Annotated in this window: 14 protein-coding genes; 5 read left to right on the top strand and 9 right to left on the bottom strand. The window is 60.5% G+C overall.

The window, feature by feature from the left end:
* The 7 genes from K0F88_RS07110 to aspA all read right to left on the bottom strand — a co-directional run.
* A partial coding sequence (locus K0F88_RS07110; protein WP_257605199.1) for a dermonecrotic toxin domain-containing protein occupies window positions 1–3,663 on the bottom strand: 3,663 nt, incomplete at its 3' end.
* A gap of 151 nt (window positions 3,664–3,814) precedes the next feature.
* Window positions 3,815–4,915 carry a polyamine ABC transporter substrate-binding protein gene (locus K0F88_RS07105; RefSeq protein ID WP_219094675.1) on the bottom strand — a complete coding sequence of 367 codons (1,101 nt, stop codon included), beginning with the start codon at window positions 4,913–4,915 and terminating at the stop codon, window positions 3,815–3,817.
* A gap of 12 nt (window positions 4,916–4,927) precedes the next feature.
* Window positions 4,928–5,959: a histone deacetylase family protein gene (locus K0F88_RS07100; RefSeq protein ID WP_219094674.1), complete on the bottom strand. Its 1,032-nt coding sequence runs from the start codon at window positions 5,957–5,959 to the stop codon at window positions 4,928–4,930.
* Between the two features lie 267 nt (window positions 5,960–6,226).
* Window positions 6,227–7,222 carry an AraC family transcriptional regulator gene (locus tag K0F88_RS07095; RefSeq protein ID WP_219094673.1) on the bottom strand — a complete coding sequence of 332 codons (996 nt, stop codon included), beginning with the start codon at window positions 7,220–7,222 and terminating at the stop codon, window positions 6,227–6,229.
* A gap of 223 nt (window positions 7,223–7,445) precedes the next feature.
* Window positions 7,446–8,450 (bottom strand): asparaginase, encoded by a 1,005-nt coding sequence (locus K0F88_RS07090; RefSeq protein ID WP_219094672.1) that lies wholly within the window; start codon window positions 8,448–8,450, stop codon window positions 7,446–7,448.
* Between the two features lie 104 nt (window positions 8,451–8,554).
* Window positions 8,555–10,006: a sodium:alanine symporter family protein gene (locus tag K0F88_RS07085; protein ID WP_219094671.1), complete on the bottom strand. Its 1,452-nt coding sequence runs from the start codon at window positions 10,004–10,006 to the stop codon at window positions 8,555–8,557.
* Window positions 10,007–10,531: 525 nt separating this feature from the next.
* A complete protein-coding gene (gene aspA, locus K0F88_RS07080) occupies window positions 10,532–11,956 on the bottom strand; it encodes an aspartate ammonia-lyase (protein ID WP_010465341.1) in 1,425 nt (474 codons plus the stop codon).
* 180 nt (window positions 11,957–12,136) lie between these two features.
* On the opposite strand from aspA, the gene K0F88_RS07075 reads away from it, so the two are divergent.
* The 5 genes from K0F88_RS07075 (at window position 12,137) to K0F88_RS07055 (ending at window position 15,953) form a co-directional block, all read left to right on the top strand.
* Entirely contained in the window at window positions 12,137–13,054 is a 918-nt protein-coding gene (locus K0F88_RS07075) for a LysR substrate-binding domain-containing protein (protein ID WP_219094670.1), read from the top strand.
* A 332-nt stretch (window positions 13,055–13,386) separates the two neighbouring features.
* Entirely contained in the window at window positions 13,387–13,878 is a 492-nt protein-coding gene (purE, locus tag K0F88_RS07070; protein WP_008150032.1) for a 5-(carboxyamino)imidazole ribonucleotide mutase, read from the top strand.
* An 11-nt stretch (window positions 13,879–13,889) separates the two neighbouring features.
* On the top strand, window positions 13,890–14,972 hold the full coding sequence (locus tag K0F88_RS07065; protein ID WP_219094669.1) for a 5-(carboxyamino)imidazole ribonucleotide synthase: 1,083 nt from the start codon (window positions 13,890–13,892) through the stop codon (window positions 14,970–14,972).
* Window positions 14,973–15,083: 111 nt separating this feature from the next.
* Window positions 15,084–15,329 carry a GlsB/YeaQ/YmgE family stress response membrane protein gene (locus K0F88_RS07060; RefSeq protein WP_010465333.1) on the top strand — a complete coding sequence of 82 codons (246 nt, stop codon included), beginning with the start codon at window positions 15,084–15,086 and terminating at the stop codon, window positions 15,327–15,329.
* Between the two features lie 87 nt (window positions 15,330–15,416).
* A complete protein-coding gene (locus K0F88_RS07055) occupies window positions 15,417–15,953 on the top strand; it encodes a DUF3299 domain-containing protein (RefSeq protein WP_219094668.1) in 537 nt (178 codons plus the stop codon).
* Between the two features lie 134 nt (window positions 15,954–16,087).
* Here K0F88_RS07055 and K0F88_RS07050 read toward each other — a convergent pair whose 3' ends face one another.
* Both K0F88_RS07050 and K0F88_RS07045 read right to left on the bottom strand, forming a co-directional pair.
* The gene (locus tag K0F88_RS07050) at window positions 16,088–16,987 is read right to left on the bottom strand and encodes a D-hexose-6-phosphate mutarotase (RefSeq protein ID WP_094469937.1); all 900 of its coding nucleotides are present in this window, start codon (window positions 16,985–16,987) and stop codon (window positions 16,088–16,090) included.
* 57 nt (window positions 16,988–17,044) lie between these two features.
* On the bottom strand, window positions 17,045–17,449 hold the full coding sequence (locus tag K0F88_RS07045) for an acyl-CoA thioesterase (protein ID WP_007896491.1): 405 nt from the start codon (window positions 17,447–17,449) through the stop codon (window positions 17,045–17,047).
* Between the last annotated feature and the right edge of the window lie 17 nt (window positions 17,450–17,466).

Raw genomic sequence — 17,466 nt, 5'->3', positions numbered from 1 at the left:
CCGTTCCCGTAGCAAGTTCGCCAGATGTTTCACGGTGCGCTGCTGAAAACCGTCGAGACGTTGGCGCATCAAGTCGAGGGGTGGTTGCAGGAACTGACCAGGAAACTCCGTGGGCAGATCGACGATGCGCTGGTCGGTGATCGTCAGTTGCTCCACCAGATCGCTGAGCCCATCGATCCGCTCAGGCAAGTGCAGCACTTCTTCGTCAACGATCAGGTCCAGTGAGGCCTGGATCGCAAGACCAGCATTTTCGACAATGCGCTCCAGTGCCTGGCGCGCTTCAGGTGCGGGCTCAACGCTGTTGTCGAGGCACAACTCTTGACCGAGTGTGATCTGGAACAGTTTGAGGTCCTGTACATCGAACGACGGCATGTTGGCTTTGACGTCGCGGATCACTTCGATGGCTTCTTTGCCAAGCAGGTTAAGTTGCTCGAAGCACGCATGCGCAGATTCGATTTTGTTGATGTAGCTGGCGGTCAACTCGCTCGTGATTTGATGGGTTTGCCGGGTGGTCTGTGTGTTTTCCGTTGGCGGGTTGTCGAGAAGATCGAGGGAAAGGCGCATTTGATTGCCGAAAACCGGCTGCTGCTGAACGAACCATTTTTGCAGCAGCGAAAGCTGGAAATCCAGGCGACTGATCATTGCTTTTCGGTAATTGGGAATCGCCTCGCGAGCATTGAAGGCTTTCAGCTGTTCCATGTTGGTGCTGAGGAGTGACGTCTGTGCGTCGAGCATTTCAAGGTACACGCGGCGATGGGTGTCGGTGGCTGTAGGCGCCTGCGCGTTTGTTTGAGCTTCCTTGAGTTCTTTTTCGCGGCTTTGGGCCTGGCTTTCGAACGCGATCATTTGCTGTTTCATTTCAGCCAGGCGTTGCCGGTTTTGTTGCTCCAGCCGTTTTTTCTCCTTGCCCCCGGCCTTAAGCCTCAGCCGCGTATCGATAAACCATTCGCCCCTGGCGTTCTTGATCAGCAACGGTCCCGTGCGTGCGGGAGACCGGCGTGAATCAATGATCTGCACATCGTCATTGTCATTGAGGGTGACCTCGAACCATCGCTGGCCAACCTTCGCATGCCATTTCCCCGTGAGTGAACGGAGGTGTTGGTGAGGGCCAGGCTCGCTAGAGGCGGCTGCCATTCCTTTGGGTTCGGCGATGGCCAGTTCATCGAGCAAGACACCCAAGGATGTAGGCGGCAGCGTGGCGATGGCATGCAGCGACGTCTCATGGGCCGGTGGAAGCTGATTGAGGTCGGGCAGACGGGTGACCGTGATGGTGTGGGCAGGCTTGCTTTCAGGTGTGATGGATGGCGGCGGGACTTTCTCGGGCAACCGCGAAACGGGCTTGTTGCGAGTGGCGGCCCGATGGGCAAGCACCATGCCGAGGGTCAACAACAGATCGGTCAGGGCGGACCAGCCGAGTTGGCGGTCGTCGCTCTCTGCTGCATCGGTAATGCCCTGCAAGTCGTCCATGATCTGCCAGATCCACGCGGCCACCCCGGCGGTGCGACCGAGGAAGGGCAGCGCGACATTGAACAGCATCCATGTGCCTTGCTTGAGCGTTGCCCAGCGAGCTTGCGCATTGGACACCGATTGATGGTCCGCCAAGCTAACCATGGCGTTGGCGTTGGCTTTGAACAGGGCGGCCAGTGGCGCGTCATCGAGGGCTTCTGCACTGAGCGTCACCGCACCCATCTTGCCCAGGACTGACGTGGGATCGACCAGCAATTGGGTCAGCGTCCAGACCGAAGGCAACTCACCCGAAAACACATACTGGGAATAGTTGAAGCGCACATCGTCGGACAGCCAGGCCAGGATCGATTGGCGAAGTGGTTTTTCGTGCTTGATTGCGTACAGCAGATTGGCCTCGCTCGGGTACTGCATCAGCGAGGGGGTGAGCAATGGCCGATAGAGCAGGCACGGTCCTTTATCGCTGAGCCTGGGACCGATGACGAACATGTTGGCGACTTCATCGCCTTTGCTGCCGGCGCGACCACCGGTTCTAAAGGCCAGCGGTCGAATGACAATCTCCTGTCCGTTGACCCTGCGGCCGGCAGCGTTTTCCTGCATGACGGCATTGACGTACTGGTAACCACGCTCATCAATACCCGCCTCGCCGCGCATCTTGTGCCGCAGTGCCTGCATGGGCAGCTGGGTACGCAGATGGCGGGTGTAGAGGGCCTGTCGTCGCACCGCTTCTGGCGGATCATCAAGCAACCTGCGCTTGATCAGCGCCGGGTAAACCCCGCCGATATCGACCAGGGTGACGAGCTTTTCAAGGTAGGCAGGGGTCATCCAGACGGGCACTGCGTCGCCGTTTTTGCAGTTCACCGTCTTGTTTCCCAGCGGAACGGCAATCAGGTTTTGTAGCGCCAGCTCGATCAGCGACAGCGTGGTGGTTTGCGTCTTGCCGGGTATTACGACAGCGCCCAGCACCACGACGCTGGTGATGCTGATTTCAATGTTTTGCAGGTCAAGGTCCGCTGCCGCTGAATGATCCTTGATCATCTGTGTTCGCAGAGCGTGAAGCGCAAACGCCGGCAGTGACGCGATGCCTTCGTCGAAGGTTTTTCCAGCGTCCTGCTCCCTAAGCTGCGCCAGGTCCATCAAGTGTCGGCTATACCGGGTGAGGTCCGCCGACGAAGCATTTTTCAGCCAGCCGGTCAGTAACCCCTGAACCTTGTTGAAGCGTGACGCTGGCAAGGCTTCAAATTCAGTGAAGCCTTTTGCCGCCGCACTGATTTGTGGCGAAAGATGTGTGGCAGAAGCGCGCTGGACCCTACTGAATGCGCCGATGGCTTCGACCTCGAGCGCAATCAGCGCGCAGGCCTGGTGGTGAAAGAAGTTGCCCTCGGGCTCATACAGACGCCATTGCAAGGTTTGCTCGACGCTTGACGTTCCAGGGTGTGCGAACACGGCTTCACCCAGTGCGGCAACCGAGTCGTAACGCTGGAACCCTTCGGCAATCGAGTGCGTCAGCACCAGGGTACGCGTGCCCGATGTGCCCACGAACACGGCGACATCCAGAACGCGCAGGTGTTCGCTGACTGCGTTCTCAAGCCGATCGGTGTCGATCAGGCAGGCCTTGGTCAGGTACTTGTCCTGCGTCCGAGTTGCGCGATCCGGATGATCGAACACGGCTTGGGCCATGGCTTTTTCATCCGCATCCCAGTCTGAGGCGGGATCGGGGCTCCAGATGTCCTGCAGCGATTGCGCGAGCGAATGCCAGCGCGGCGTCGAAGGGCTTGTCTCCTGGTTCCAGTAATCAAGCTGCTGTTGCTGATAGGCGATGAACAACTGCGGTGCGAGCGCATTGAGCAGACACCCGATGGCATCGATTTTCACCGGCAGTTGAGCCTGCGGCTCAGCGCCCGGTTGCAGGGTCAGGAAGTGCTCGCCATCGATGAGCGTCACCGTCGATCCTGATATACCGAGTCGTACCAGCACATCGGTAAGCGATTCAAACACGTTATGGCCGGACACGACCTCGGTGCCGGTATCGACCCAGGTCGGGGTGACGACCGTGGCGAGCGTCGGATCAATCTTGAGCTGCGGATACAGCGTGCTGAGCGCAGGGCTCAGCGCGGTCGCTGCGACCTCTCGAATTGAGGGACCAGTGACCAGCTGGGTCAGTACCTCTTCTGCACTCGGGGCAACGGTTTCGGACATGGTCGTCTCCTGACTGAGAGCGCGCCGCTGCTGATTGCGCAGCGCGGGATCAGTGGAAGGTATCGGGCGGCCCAAACGGTCGGGTGGTACATAAATATCGCAGGCAAAAAAAGACCCGCGTCACCGCGGGTCTTCGGTTTTCAGTCGGGTATCAGGTCCCTGACTTGATTTTGGTCCAGGCCCGGGTCCGCGCGCGTTCGGCATCGCGCGGCAACGGTTGCAGGGTGTACAGCGTGCCCATCGCCGTTTCGGTCGGGTACAGGTTCGGATTGTTGCGGATCGCCGGGTCGACCAGTGCCGTGGCGTCCTTGTTCGGGTTCGGGTAGCCGACGAAATCGCTGACCGGTGCGATCACCTGGGGTTGCAGCAGGTAGTTGATGAAGGTGTAGGCGTCTTCCGGGTTCTTCGCGCCTTTGGGAATCGCGAGCATGTCGAACCAGATCGGCGCGCCTTCTTTGGGCAGGCGCATGTCGACGACCACACCGTTCTTGGCTTCCTTGGCGCGGTTGGCGGCCTGGGAGAAGCTGCCGGAATAACCGACCGCGACGCAGATGTCGCCGTTGGCAATGTCCGCCATGTATTTGGAGGAGTGGAAGTAGGTGATGTACGGACGGATTTTCATCAACAGCGCTTCAGCCTTTTCGTAGTCCGCCGGCTTCTTGCTGTTGGGGTCCAGGCCGAGGTGTTGCAGGGCCAGCGGCAGGATTTCCGACGGCGAGTCGAGCAGGGCAACGCCGCACTGCTTGAGCTTGCTGATGTTCTCTTCCTTGAAGATCAGGTCCCAGCTGTCCACCGGCGCATTGTCGCCCAGCGCCGCTTTGACCTTGTCCGGGTTGAAACCGATCAGGATGGTCCCGTACATGTACGGTACGGCGAATTTGTTGCCCGGATCGTTGCCTTCGAGCAGCTTCATCAGCTTCGGATCGAGGTGGTTCCAGTTCGGCAATTTGCTGCGGTCCAGCGGCTGGAAGACGCCGGCTTCGATCTGCTTGGCGAGAAACACGTTGGACGGCACCACTACGTCATAGCCGGAGTTGCCGGTCAGCAGCTTGGCCTCGAGTGCTTCGTTGGTGTCGAAGATGTCGTAGACCAGTTTGGTCTGGGTGTTCTGCGCCTTGAAGTCTTCCAGCGCCTTGGGGGTGATGTAGTCGAACCAGTTGTAGACGCGCAACGTTCGCTCTTCAGCGTGGGCGGCGCCACCGAGTACCGTGGCGCATAGTACCGGTGCGATAAAACGCTTGAGACTTTTCATTGTTCTAATTCCTCATTGGGCGCTTTCAAAACCTTCGAGAACGTTCACGGCATTGATGCCGATTTCTTCTACCGCGTAACCGCCTTCCATCACGAACAGCGTCGGCTTGCCGAGCTTCGCGATGCGCGCGCCCATGGCCAGGTAATCCGGGCTGTCGAGCTTGAACTGGGAGATGGGATCGTCCTTGAACGTATCGACGCCCAGGGACACGACGACGATGTCAGCGCCGTATGTTTCGATCTCGTTGCAGGCTTGATCCAGTGCTGCACTCCAGCTGTCCCAGCCGCTGCCAGCCGGCAAAGGGTAGTTGAAGTTGAAGCCTTCGCCGGCCCCTTCGCCGAGCTCGTCTTCATAGCCGAGGAAGAACGGAAACTCGGCTTCCGGATGGCCGTGGATCGAGGTGAACAGCACATCGCTGCGTTCGTAGAAAATCGATTGAGTGCCGTTGCCGTGGTGGTAGTCGACATCGAGGATCGCGACCTTTTTGTGGCCCTGATCGAGAAACGCCTGAGCGGCGATGGCCGCGTTGTTGAGGTAGCAATAACCGCCCATCAAGTCGCTGGCGGCATGGTGTCCCGGTGGACGGCACAGGGCGAAGGCACTGCGAGCGCCACGCTGGATGGCCGCTTGCGCGGTGAGGGCCACTTGCGCTGCGCTGTACGCCGCTTGCCAGGTGCCGGCGGTGATCGGCGCGCCGCCGTCGAAGCTGTAATAGCCGAGCTGGCCGTGCAGGCTGGTGGGGATAATCCGGCGCAAGGTGCGGGCCGGCCAGGTGTAGGGCAGCAAGTCACCGTCGGTATTGAATTCGGTCCAGCGCGCCCAGGCGCCTTTGAAAAAGTCGAGGTAGTCGCCGCTGTGGATGCGCGCGATCGGGTCGAGGCCGAAATCCTGCGGCGCTTCGACCGGGCCGAGGTTTTGCTTTTGTACACGTTGCAGCACATGGTCGGCCCGCGAGGGCATTTCGAAGCAGGGCATCAGTTGCCCGTCCATCAATTCACAACGGCCGTGGTGCAGGTGGTGATCGTCCGAGTAGATCGTCAGCATTTCTTGTTCTCCGCAGGCTGATTCGGTTGAACACAGTCTTGCGGCGCAGCGCGATTCGGAGAACGGCAGGAAAGGCCAAAAGGGGATCAATATGGCCAAAACATTTGACCGAAATTCGCCCCTTATTGGCGCAGCTGCGCCCTCAGTCGGGGCGTGGAACACCGTCCCTGTGGGAGCGGGCTTGCCCGCGAAGAGGCCGGTACATTCACCACATCTTCTCTGGCCGACACATCGCTTTCGCGGGCAAGCCCGCTCCCACAGGGATTGTCAGTGTGGCCGGAACTGGCTCGGCGCCACACCACTCCAACGCACAAACGCATGGCGGAAACTCGCGGTTTCACTGAAGCCCAGCGCCTCGGCGATCCGGTGGATCGGCAGCTGATCTTCGCAAAGCATCGACTTGGCCTGCTCGAAACGTAATTCATCGAGCAATTCCTGATAGCTGCACCCCAGATCCTTGAGATGGCGGCGCAAGGTGCGCGCTGAACAATTCATCTGTAGGGCCAAACCTTCCAGCCCCGGCGCTGCATTCAATTGCGCACGGAGCAACTGCCGAATCCGCCCCAGCCACGCCTGACGCCCGGTGAATTCGATGTTCTGCTTGCGGCAGCGGTCGACCATGGCCTGATGGGTGATGACATCGGCCAGCGGCAAGGGCTGGTCGAGCCAGCGCTTGTCGAAGGCAAAGGCGTTATCCGGCGCGTCGAAGTGCAGTGGGCAGTCGAAGTGTTCGGCGTAGCTCGCCTGATAATCCGGTGCGGCATGTTCCAGGCGAGCCGCGAGCAATGGCAGCGGGTGCCCGAGCAGGTCGTCGCAGATGACTTTCAACGACACCAGGCAGAACTCGGCGTTGAACACGGCCAGCGCCGGGTTCTCCCGGTAATCGGCGGCCACGAACCAGATGCGCTCGCCGTCCTCTTCCAGGCTCAACTCGAAAAGTGTTCCCAACAGCGCCGGAAAACGCATCGCCAACCGCAAAGCGTCACCGAAGGTGGCACTGGTGAGCAGTGCATAACCGAGCATACCGTAGGACGAAACGTGCATCCGCCGGCCCAGTTCCAGGCCGATGTCACGCTTGAGCGCGACCGCGTTGGCGCAGACCTGCATCTCCTGGTTGGTGGTGATGCGCGTGTCCGCCCGGCTCAGATCCGCCGCGCTGATGCCACTTCCCGCCAGCAGCGCTTCGCTGGACAAGCCTTCGGCCTTGAAGGTGTTGAGCACCAGGGAGACGGCGTTGAGGGTGGTGAGGTGGGAGTGGAGCATGGGAGGTTCCAGCCTTGGGAATGCTGGAACGGCAGCAAGTTGTGTGCCCATCGTGTGACGACCATTACCTGTGGCGAGGGAGCTTGCTCCCGCTCGGATGCGCAGCGGCCGCAATCCGGCTGACGCAACATTCCTGAACATATTCCGTCGTCGATTTCAGGAGCGCTTCGCACTCCTGCGGGAGCAAGCTCCCTCGCCACAGGGTTTGTGTCCGGCCTCAAGGTCAGCTGAGTTCACCGCAAAGGTCGAGCTCGACCAGACGCCGCACTTCAGCGGTGTCCAGCCCGGCACCCAGCAACCCATGCAACTTGCCGAACGCCGCTTCACGGGTCATGCCGCCGCCCGACAGCACGCCAACGCCGCGCAACCGGCTACCGGCCTCGTAAACATCCAGCTCAACGCCACCTTCATGGCATTGGGTGACGGCGACAACAACCACACCTTTGTCCCGCGCCCGCTCCAGAGCGGCGAGAAATTCAGGGTTATCGCTCGGCCCGGTGCCGCTGCCATAGCACTCCAGCACCAGACCTTGAATGCCGCTGTTCAGCACGCCATCCAGTTGCTCGGCGCCGATGCCGGGAAACAATGGCAGCACCGCGACTTTCACCAGTTGCTTGCTCTGGTTGTAATGCAATTGAGCCGGCAGCGAAGTGACCTTCACACCACCGCCCTGACGCTCCAGCCGCTTGAACGGATGGCGCCCGAAGCTACGGACTTTTGCGCAACGGGTTGGGTCCAGCAGTTCACCGTGGAAGAACAGATGAACGCCCGGCGCCAGGCCATGGCCCAGGGCAACCAGCGCCCCGCTGAGGTTTTCCCAGGCATCGCTGTCGGTCACGCCGGCCGGCAGCATCGAGCCGGTGAAGACTACGCGGGCATTCAGGCCGAGCAATTGAAAACTCATCGCGGCGGCGCTGTAGGCGAGGGTGTCGGTGCCGTGCAGGATCAACACACTGTCGCAGCCCTGGACATCAACGGCGTCGACCACCGCTTCACGCAGTTGCTGCCAGTACGCCGGGCTCATGTTGGCGCTGTCGATCAGCGGCGACATTTCGCGAAAGCGCCACTGCGGCACGACAAGGTCAGGCTGGCTGTGCAGATACTCGCGCATCCGCGCTTCAAAACCGGACGCCGGGGCCAGGCCATTGGCGCTGGCTTGCATGCCGATGGTGCCGCCGGTGTAGAGCACCATGACGTGCTGGGCGGCAGGGTAGGAGTTGGGAACCATGGGAAAGTCTCCGCAAGAGATGACATGTGGGAGCGAGCAGGCTGGCTCCCACAAGTTGTGCACTTTAACTGACGGGCGCAGAGGATGCGCCCGTCGTTTACCCATCAGCGTTGCGCTGCGGGTACGCCTTGCAGCTCGGCTTCTGCCTTTGGAGCAGCGGCCGGCGGATTGGCTGGCCAGGCGTTCAAGTCCAGGTCCAGGTCCGGGAACTTGCTCGAGTCGAACACCGGCGTCTTGATCCCGGCGGCGCGTTGGTCGTCGTAGTCACGCAGGATGCGCATGCCGACCTTGAACAGCAGGAACAGCGCGATCAGGTTCACGAACGCCAGCATCGTCATGGTGATGTCGGCGAAGGCGAACACCGTGCCGAGGTTTTCGATGGCACCCCAGAATATCAACACCAACACCAGTGCGCGGTAGCCGATCAGCGCCTTGCGGTTTTCACCGATCAGGAAGCGCAGGTTGCTCTCGCCCAGGTAGTAGTTGTAGAGGATCGAGGTGAACACGAACAACGACAACGCCACGGATATGAAGCTGCGGCCCCAGTCACCGACCACGGCGGCCAGCGAGTTCTGGGTCAGGGCAATGCCGTCGCCTTCGAAGCCCGGGGTGTAGAAACCCGAGAGCAGGATCAGCAACGCGGTGCAGGTGCAGATCACGAAGGTGTCGAGGAACACGCTGAACGCCTGAACCACGCCTTGTGCCACTGGGTGCTCGACCGAAGCCACTGCGGCCACGTTTGGCGCACTGCCCAGGCCTGCTTCGTTGGCAAACACGCCGCGCTTGACGCCCATGACAATGGCGCTGCCGATCAGGCCGCCGAAGGCCTGGTCCAGACCGAAGGCGCTTTTGACGATGGTCATCAGCATCGCCGGAACGTGGTCGAATTGCAGCACGATCACATAGATGGTCACGCCGATGTACACCAGGGTTTTCACCGGCACCAGCAGGTCAGCGACCTTGGCGATGCGCTTGATCCCGCCGATGAACACCAGGCCGAGCAACACCGCCAGGGCCAGGCCTGTGTAGGTGGTGTCGAGGCCGAACGCGTTGTTCAGCGAGTGGGTCACGGCGTGGGATTGCAGGCCGTTGAAGGCGAAGCCGAAGGTGATCAGCAGCAGGAACGCCATGATCATGCCCAGCCAGCGTTTTTGCAGGCCGTGTTGGATGTAATAGGACGGGCCGCCACGGTACGTTCCGTCGGAATCGCAGCGCTTGTAGAGCTGGCCGAGGGAACATTCGAAGAAGCTGCTGGACATGCCGACCAGTGCGGTCACCCACATCCAGAACACCGCACCTGGGCCACCCAGGGTCACGGCGATACCGACACCGGCGATGTTGCCCGCGCCGACACGGCCGGCGAGGCTGAGCATCAAGGCCTGGAACGAACTGAGTTGCCCGGCGCTGCTTTTCAGGCTGTCGCGGAACACCGCGAACATGTGGAAGAAATGGCGCAATTGAACGAAACGCGAGCGGATCGTGAAGTAGCTACCGAGCCCGACAATGAGCACGATCAGTACTTTCCCTGAGAGGAAGTCGTTAATGACTTCGAGCATGGATTATTCCTCGCTGTTTTTTGTGTAGGCAAATGTTGGGCAGGCAGAAACATCGCGTTACACCGGTGTGCACGTGGCACAACAGTGAGGCGAGTGTTCGTCCCGGGCCCATATCGCAGGTTTGTTATTAGTTCGGGTTTCGCATGGGTTTGGGCCTCGTTACCGACGACCGCTCACGCGAAGAGGGGCGGCACTATACCTAGGAGAGTGCCGTCCGTCTGCACGGTTGTGGTGCAAGCGACGAAACGAAGCCTTTGAAACACCTGACCCTTTGGAGGTCCGGTTCTTGTGGGAGCGGGCTTGCCCGCGATGCAGGCGCCGCGGTTTTTCCGGTACACCGCGTTATCCTTCATCGCGGGCAAGCCCGCTTCCACAGGTTCTGCGTTGCTGCTAAATGAGTTAAAAAAAAGGGCCTGGGGAATAAATCCCCAAGCCCTCAAAAGGTGAGAGGTGTCTAGTCCCTCGACCTGGTGAGCGTTGTGGCTCTTGGTGCTCTTCGTTAAAAGAGCAAGAGCCTGCGTTCGGTTAAGCCTTCAAAGGCACCAGACGCGGAGCAATCATGTTTTCCGGGCGCAGGATGTCGGCGAGCATTTCGTCGTCGAGCAAGCCTTCTTCGCGCACCAGTTCCAGCACGCCGCGGCCGCTTTCCAGGGCGATACGGGCGATGCGGGTGGCGTTTTCATAGCCAATGTACGGGTTCAGCGCGGTGACCAGACCGATCGAGTGCTCGACCAGTTCGCGGCAGCGCTCTTCGTTGGCGGTGATGCCGACGATGCAGTGCTCGCGCAGCATGTCCATGGCGCGTTGCAGCAGGCGGATCGAGTCGAAGATCTTGAAGGCGATCAGCGGCTCCATCACGTTCAGTTGCAACTGGCCGCCTTCGGCTGCGATGGTCAGGGCCAGGTCGTTGCCGATGATCTGGAACGCTACCTGGTTAACCGCTTCCGGGATTACCGGGTTGACCTTGCCGGGCATGATCGAACTGCCTGGCTGACGTGCCGGCAGGTTGATTTCATTGATGCCGGTGCGTGGGCCGCTGGACAGCAGGCGCAGGTCGTTGCAGATCTTCGACAGCTTCACCGCAGTGCGCTTGAGCATGCCGGAGAACAGCACGAAGGCGCCCATGTCTGAGGTGGCTTCGATCAGGTCGGCCGCCGGAACCAGCGGTTGACCGCTGATCAGGGCCAGGCGCTGAACGGCCAGGTGCTGGTAACGCGGGTCGGCGTTGATGCCGGTACCGATCGCGGTGCCGCCCAGGTTTACTTCGGTCAGCAGCTCAGGCGCCAAAGTCTTCAGGCGTGCCAGGTCTTCGCTCAACGTCGTGGCGAAGGCACGGAATTCCTGACCCAGGGTCATCGGCACGGCGTCTTGCAGCTGGGTGCGGCCCATCTTCAATACGTGGCTGAACTCAACACCCTTGGCAGCGAACGCCTGGATCAGGCTATCGAGGCTGGCCAACAGTGCGTCGTGACCCAGCAGCAGACCCAGGCGGATCGCGGTCGGGTAGGCGTCGTTGGTCGACTGCGCCATGTTCACGTCGTTGTTCGGGTGCAGGTATTGGTATTCGCCTTTCTGGTGACCCATGGCCTCCAGCGCGATGTTGGCGATGACTTCGTTGGCATTCATGTTGGTTGAAGTGCCAGCGCCGCCCTGAATCATGTCCACCACGAACTCTTCGTGGAAATCGCCGCGGATCAAACGTGCACAGGCTTCGCTGATGGCAGCATGCTTGGCTTCGCTCAGGTGACCCAGCTCGCGGTTGGCGTCAGCGGCGGCCTGCTTGACCATTGCCAAGCCGACAACCAGCTTCGGGTAATGCGAAATCGGAACGCCGGAGAGACGGAAGTTGTTCACCGCTCGCAGGGTCTGGATGCCGTAATACGCTTGAGCAGGTACTTCGAGTACGCCAAGCAGGTCTTTTTCTGTGCGGAAAGATGCAGCGGAGGACATGATAGAAATCATCTCGATAGGGACCCGGTCTGTGCCGGAACACTGCAAATGCTAGGCTTGTGGAGAATTTTCGGCCAATGCTGTTAAACACTGGCCTATGCACATTCGGCATAATGTCTGTGTGACGCCGTGTGTGCGGCGAGCGTGTGACCTAATTTGGTGCGTGTCCGGGAGGACGTGATGAATCTGGAAAGTAAATGGCTCGAGGACTTCAGCGCCTTGGCCGCCACCCGCAGCTTCTCGCAGGCTGCGGAACGCCGCTTCGTGACCCAGCCCGCGTTCAGCCGCCGAATCCGCAGCCTGGAAGCCGCGTTGGGTTTGACGTTGGTCAACCGCTCGCGCACGCCGGTCGAACTGACGGCGGCGGGGCAGTTGTTTTTGGTGACCGCGCGGACCGTGGTCGAACAGCTCGGCGAAGTGCTGCGCCACCTTCATCATCTGGAAGGCGGGCAGGGCGAAGTAATGCAAGTGGCTGCCGCTCACTCATTGGCGTTGGGTTTCTTTCCGCGCTGGATCGCGCAGTTGCGCAATGAAGGCCTGAACATTGCCACGCGGTTGGTGGCGACCAACGTCGGCGACGCTGTGCATGCGCTGCGCGAAGGTGGTTGCGACTTGATGCTGGCGTTCTACGACCCGGACGCGGCCTTGCAGATGGACCCGGAAATCTTCCCGTCGCTGCACCTTGGCCACACCGAGATGCTGCCGGTGTGCGCGGCGGATGCCGACGGCAAGCCACTGTTCGACCTGGAAGGCGAGGGCAGTGTGCCGTTGCTTGCGTACAGCGCCGGTGCATTCCTCGGGCGTTCGGTGAACATGTTGCTGCGCCAGCGTGCGCTGCGCTTCACCACCATCTATGAGACCGCCATGGCCGACAGCCTGAAAAGCATGGCGCTGGAGGGATTGGGGATTGCCTGGGTGCCGCAGCTCAGCGTGCGCGCCGAACTGGCGCGCGGCGAACTGGTGGTCTGCGGCGGTCCGCAATGGCATGTGCCGCTGGAGATTCGTTTGTATCGCTGTGCGCTGGTGCGCAAGGCGAACGTGCGGTTGTTGTGGCGCAAACTGGAAGGCGGCGCAGCGCAAGGCACAACCGGTTCTTGAAACCACTGAAGACTAAATGTGGGAGCGGGCTTGCTCGCGAATGCGGTCTGACATTCACTATCTTCGTTGACTGACACTTCGCATTCGCGAGCAAGCCCGCTCCCAAAGGGGATTTGTGTTGTTCTTTCGCTGACCTGGGAGTCAATAAAACCGGCACTTTGCGCTGTATGACAGATGGTCGTTTCAGGGGCTGTTTATCTGCTTCATTGAGGTATACTGCGCGGCCTTCGGCCGGCTTGACTGGCCATAATTCGTACAATCAAGCCACGCATTTTGCGTGGCTTGTTGTTTTTTGACGCGCCTGCGGGCGCCCAGAGAGAAGAGGCACGACGATGAGTGCACTGGTTGGCGTGATCATGGGCTCCAAGTCCGATTGGTCCACCCTTAGCCACACCGCCGATATGCTGGAAAAGCTCGGCATCCCTTACGAGGTGAAAGTGGTCTCTGCCCACCGCACCCCGGACCTGCTGTTCCAGTACGCCGAAGAGGCCGAGGCGCGTGGCATCGAGGTGATCATCGCCGGTGCCGGTGGCGCGGCCCACTTGCCTGGCATGTGTGCGGCCAAGACCCACCTGCCGGTGCTGGGCGTTCCGGTGCAGTCGTCGATGCTCTCGGGCGTCGATTCGCTGCTCTCGATTGTGCAGATGCCCGCGGGCATCCCGGTTGCCACCCTGGCCATCGGCAAGGCCGGCGCGATCAACGCCGCCTTGCTGTCGGCGAGTATCCTCGGCGCCAAGCACCCGCAGTTCCACGCGGTGCTGAAAAAATTCCGCGCTGAGCAGACAGACAGCGTCCTGGAAAATCCAGACCCACGCATCGCCTGAGGTTGTTGACGATGAAGATCGGTGTAATCGGTGGCGGCCAGTTGGGTCGCATGTTGGCGTTGGCGGGCACCCCGCTGGGCATGAACTTCGCTTTCCTGGACCCGGCGCCGGATGCTTGCGCAGCCGCGTTGGGCGAACACCTGCGGGCCGATTATGGCGATCAGGACCACCTGCGTCAGCTGGCTGATGAAGTCGATCTGGTGACCTTCGAGTTCGAAAGCGTCCCGGCCGAAACCGTCGCTTTCCTGTCGCAATTCGTCCCGGTTTACCCGAGCGCCGAAGCCCTGCGCATCGCCCGTGATCGCTGGTTCGAGAAGAGCATGTTCAAGGACCTGGGAATTCCAACCCCGGCGTTCGCCGACATTCAATCGCAAGCCGATCTGGACGCCGCTGTCGCGTCGATCGGTCTGCCGGCCGTGCTGAAAACCCGCACCTTGGGTTACGACGGCAAGGGCCAGAAAGTCCTGCGCAAACCGGAAGACGTGGTCGGCACTTTCGCCGAACTGGGCAGCGTCGCCTGCCTGTTGGAAGGCTTCGTACCGTTTACCGGCGAAGTCTCGCTGATCGCCGTGCGTGCTCGCGATGGTGAAACCAGGTTCTATCCGCTGGTTCACAACACCCACGACAGCGGCATCCTCAAGCTGTCCGTGGCCAGCACCGACCATCCGCTGCAAGCCTTGGCCGAAGACTACTCCAGCCGTGTGCTCAAACAGCTGGAATACGTCGGCGTGATGGCGTTCGAGTTCTTCGAAGTCGACGGTGGCCTCAAGGCCAACGAAATCGCCCCGAGGGTGCACAACTCCGGGCACTGGACCACTGAAGGCGCCGAGTGCAGCCAGTTTGAAAACCACCTGCGGGCCGTTGCTGGCCTGCCGCTGGGTTCGACGGCCAAGGTCGGCGAGAGCGCGATGCTCAACTTCATCGGTAAAGTGCCAGAGACCGAGAAGGTCCTGGCGATCGCCGACTGCCATCTGCACCACTATGGCAAGGCGTTCAAGGTCGGCCGTAAGGTCGGTCACGCCAACCTGCGCTGCGCCGACAGGGCCACGCTGGAGCAGCAGATCCTCAAGGTCGAAGCGCTCATCGCCGAATAAACAGTTTCATGTGGCAGCGGCGGAACCATTCAAGGTCCGCCGTTCTCTCATGGCAGGATGCCAAAGTCTGTCTAGGCTTTGGGCATTGCCATTCAATCAGAGGGAAGTGCCATGGGAATTATCGGAACCATCTTTATCGGCTTGATCGTCGGCCTGCTGGCTCGGTTCCTGAAACCGGGCGATGACAGCATGGGCTGGATCATGACCATCCTGCTCGGTATCGGCGGTTCGCTGGCGGCCACTTACGGCGGTCAGGCTCTGGGCATCTATCACGCGGGCGAAGGTGCAGGCTTCATTGGTGCGCTGGTCGGCGCGGTGGTGTTGCTGGTGATCTACGGCTTGATCAGAAAGAACTGATTCAAGCGACGAAGTCCTCTCTGCGGCGCGCGCGGGGAGGGCTAGAATGCTCGGCGTTACACCGTCCTTTCCTTACCGAGCACCTCCATGCGCCGTCTTTTTTTGACTCTCCTCCTTTTGGGCAGCGGTTTGGCCCATGCCGGCGAACTGCCGGAAACCGACTGGCTCGAACTGATGCCCAAGTCGGACCAGAAAGCCCTCGAAGCCATGCCCGAAATCGACCACAACTCTCCTGAGGGCGATGGCACCTTTACCGAAAAAGGTGGCATGAAGCAGAGCAAGGGCTTGCCGGCGGTGATGTATTCGACCAAAACCGTGCCGTCGATGAACGACAAGAACATCCGCATCGGGGGGTATCCGGTGCCGCTGGAGTCCGATGCCAAGGGCCGCAGCACGTTGTTCTTCCTCGTGCCGTACCCGGGCGCCTGCATCCACGTGCCGCCACCGCCACCCAATCAGTTGGTGCTGGTGCGTTATCCCAAAGGCTTGAAGCTGGATGACATCTACACACCGCTGTGGGTGACGGGCACGCTGAAGGTCGAGACGGTCAACAACGATTTGGCTGACGCGGCGTATGCGCTGGATGCGGCGAAGGTGCGGGTGGTGCAGGAGTCGGATTTGTAGCACGCCAGTTGGCTTGACACAAAAAACTGTGGGAGCGAGCTTGCTCGCGATGAGGCCATAACATTCAGCATCTGAGTTGACTGCTACACCGCCATCGCGAGCAAGCTCGCTCCCACAGTTGTTCAGGGTGTTGCTTATAAAGATTTGCTGGCGATGCTGACGCCGAGGGTATGGGTGGCGCCTGGTTTCAGCGTCACCACATCATCCATCACATTCGCCGTCTCGATGCACAGCATCTTCTGCCAGCCATCGTCGGCCATGTCGCTGAACGCCGCAGCGCGTTCGATCCACGGGTTCCAGATCACCGCCGTGCGCGAACCACTGCTGGTCAGCTCGATGCGCCGTTGCCAGGCCGGGTCGACAATGCTCAGCTTCGCCGGGGCATTGAGGTAGATGCGGTCGGTCTCGCCGGCAAAATGCAAATCACCGGCCTGGGTGACGGTTTTCCAGTCATCCAGCGTTTCGATATAGCTCAAACCATCCAGCCCTTCGACATGCACAGTGCGCACATCACTGACGGCGAAGTAACTGTGCAACGCCTGGCTGATGGTGACGGTATCGGTGCCCTGATTGTGGCTGGTCAAGCTGATGTGCAGTTGCTCATCCAGGCGGATGCTCAGCTTCAAATCGACTTGGTGTGGCCAGCCTGGAAAACCGCCTTCGGGGTAGGGCAGGACGAATTCCACCTTCAGGCTCTCGCCCTCGGCTTCTATGCCGCCCAATTCCCAATCCATCGCCCGGACGAAACCGTGGGCGGTCGGCGGTTCGTCGCTGTCGCGCATCGCCTGGACGCTTTGCGGGTTGCGCGGGAAATTGCCGAACCACGGCCAGCACACCGGCACGCCAGCGCGGATGCTCTTGCCGGTCTTGAACACGGCCTCGTCGTTGAGCCAGATCAGCGGCGGTTGGCCGGCCAATTGATAACTGAGGATGTGCGCGCCTTGCTGGGCGACCAGCAATTCGGCCTGACCGTGGCGGATGCGCCAGCAGTTCAGTTCATCCAGTTTCACGGCTTCAACGTTGGGCGTGCTCATGGGGCAACTCTCGATCAGGAACAATGACTGCAATGGACCGCAGAAAGGTCGCCGTGTTTAACGCGCCCGTGGAGGAACCGAACGAGTACGGCCGCTGCCATCGATCGCGACAAACACAAACACCGCTTCAGTCACTTTACGCCACTCGCTCGACAGCGGATCGTCGCTCCAGACTTCGACCATCATCTGAATCGAGCTGCGGCCGATTTCCAGCGCCTGGGTATAGAAGGAAAGCTGAGCGCCCACCGCCACCGGGACCAGGAACGCCATGCGATCAATCGCGACGGTCGCCACGCGTCCGCCAGCGACTTTGCTGGCCATTGCGGTGCCGGCCAAATCCATCTGTGCCACCAGCCAGCCGCCGAAAATATCGCCGAAGCCGTTGGTTTCACGCGGAAGCGCGGTGATTTGCAGGGCCAGGTCGCCTTGCGGAATTGGATCTTCTTGTTCGAGCTCTATCATGCCGGGGGTGCCTCTGA

The sequence above is a fragment of the Pseudomonas sp. UMAB-40 genome, assembly GCF_900095275.1.
GTDB classification, from domain to species: domain Bacteria; phylum Pseudomonadota; class Gammaproteobacteria; order Pseudomonadales; family Pseudomonadaceae; genus Aquipseudomonas; species Aquipseudomonas mandelii_B.
This window is presented reverse-complemented; position numbering and strand designations above follow the sequence as displayed.

Bases quoted from the DNA above. Each gene is read 5' to 3' on its own strand.
- K0F88_RS07050 (WP_094469937.1), bottom strand. From the start codon at position 16,987: ATGAGCACGCCCAACGTTGAAGCCGTGAAACTGGATGAACTGAACTGC.
- K0F88_RS07095 (WP_219094673.1), bottom strand. From the start codon at position 7,222: ATGCTCCACTCCCACCTCACCACCCTCAACGCCGTCTCCCTGGTGCTC.
- K0F88_RS07105 (WP_219094675.1), bottom strand. From the start codon at position 4,915: ATGAAAAGTCTCAAGCGTTTTATCGCACCGGTACTATGCGCCACGGTA.
- K0F88_RS07100 (WP_219094674.1), bottom strand. From the start codon at position 5,959: ATGCTGACGATCTACTCGGACGATCACCACCTGCACCACGGCCGTTGT.
- K0F88_RS07045 (WP_007896491.1), bottom strand. From the start codon at position 17,449: ATGATAGAGCTCGAACAAGAAGATCCAATTCCGCAAGGCGACCTGGCC.
- K0F88_RS07085 (WP_219094671.1), bottom strand. From the start codon at position 10,006: ATGCTCGAAGTCATTAACGACTTCCTCTCAGGGAAAGTACTGATCGTG.
- K0F88_RS07090 (WP_219094672.1), bottom strand. From the start codon at position 8,450: ATGGTTCCCAACTCCTACCCTGCCGCCCAGCACGTCATGGTGCTCTAC.
- K0F88_RS07075 (WP_219094670.1), top strand. From the start codon at position 12,137: ATGAATCTGGAAAGTAAATGGCTCGAGGACTTCAGCGCCTTGGCCGCC.
- K0F88_RS07055 (WP_219094668.1), top strand. From the start codon at position 15,417: ATGCGCCGTCTTTTTTTGACTCTCCTCCTTTTGGGCAGCGGTTTGGCC.
- purE (WP_008150032.1), top strand. From the start codon at position 13,387: ATGAGTGCACTGGTTGGCGTGATCATGGGCTCCAAGTCCGATTGGTCC.
- K0F88_RS07060 (WP_010465333.1), top strand. From the start codon at position 15,084: ATGGGAATTATCGGAACCATCTTTATCGGCTTGATCGTCGGCCTGCTG.
- K0F88_RS07065 (WP_219094669.1), top strand. From the start codon at position 13,890: ATGAAGATCGGTGTAATCGGTGGCGGCCAGTTGGGTCGCATGTTGGCG.
- aspA (WP_010465341.1), bottom strand. From the start codon at position 11,956: ATGTCCTCCGCTGCATCTTTCCGCACAGAAAAAGACCTGCTTGGCGTA.